The 1,324-nt window shown below is 59.1% G+C and carries 1 protein-coding gene; it reads right to left on the minus strand.

Annotation, left to right across the window (positions count from 1 at the left end):
* On the minus strand, positions 1–1,324 hold a 1,324-nt coding region (locus tag AC3WLY_RS35155; protein WP_492310884.1), incomplete at both ends, for a beta strand repeat-containing protein.

Below are 1,324 nucleotides of genomic sequence, written 5' to 3' on the forward strand. Positions count from 1 at the left end.
ATCGAGCGTGAAGCTGAGCGATGTAGCTGACGATGTGTTGCCGGCCACGTCGATCTGGCGGACTTGAACGTTGTTCACGCCTTGGACGGCGCTGAAGCTGGTACTCCAATGCGCACCGCTGTCGATGCTGTACTGAACGGTGGCGCCGGTTTCGGTGCCAGTGACGTTCAACGTACCGACATTGGTAATGTGGTCGGTGGCGTTGCTGCCGGAATCGGTGGTCAACGTAACACCCGGCGACGCGGCCGACGTATCGAGCGTGAAGCTGAGAGATGTAGCTGACGATATGTTGCCGGCCACGTCGATCTGGCGGACTTGAACGTTGTTCACGCCTTCAACGGCACTGAAGCTCGTGTTCCAATGCGCGCCGTTGTCGATGCTGTATTGAACGGTTGCGCCGGTCTCGATGCCAGTGACGTTCAGTGTGCCGACATTGGTGATGTGGTCCGTGGCGCTGTTGCCGGAATCGGTGGTCAATGCAACGCCGGGCGCCGTGGCTGACGTATCGAGCGTGAAGTTGAACGAGGTCGAGGCGGACGTGTTGCCCGCGACATCGATCTGTCGAACTTGCACATTGTTCACGCCTTCGACGGCACTGAAACTCGTACTCCAATGCGACCCGTTATCGATACTGTACTGGACGGTTGCGCCGGTCTCGATGCCAGTGACGTTCAGCGTGCCGATATTGGTGATGTGATCAGTGACGCTGCTTCCGGAATCGGTGGTCAGCGCAACGCCGGGCGCAGCAGCCGAGGTATCGAGCGTGAAGCTGAACGACGTGGCCGACGACGTGTTGCCCGCGACATCGATCTGGCGAACTTGAACGTTGTTCAGTCCTTCGACGGCACTGAAGCTCGTGTTCCAATGCGCACCGTTATCGATGCTGTACTGAACGGTGGCGCCGGTTTCGATGCCGGAGAGATTCAACGTACCGACGCTGGTAACGTGATCGGCGGCATTGCTACCCGAGTCGGTAGTCAACGCGACACCGGGAGCAGCGGCCGACGTATCCAGCGTGAAACTGAACGACGTTGCCGACGACGTATTGCCCGCGACATCGATCTGGCGAACTTGAACGTTGTTCGCACCTTCGACGGCGCTGAAGCTCGTACTCCAATGTGCACCGTTGTCGATGCTGTATTGAACGGTGGCGCCGGTTTCGATGCCGGAGAGATTCAACGTACCGACGTTGGTGATGTGGTCGGCGGCATTGCTACCCGAGTCGGTAGTCAACGCGACACCGGGCGCAGCGGCCGACGTATCCAGCGTGAAACTGAACGACGTTGCCGACGACGTATTGCCCGCGACATCGATCTGGCGAACT

Source organism: Burkholderia sp. FW306-1C-G01B (assembly GCF_058781685.1).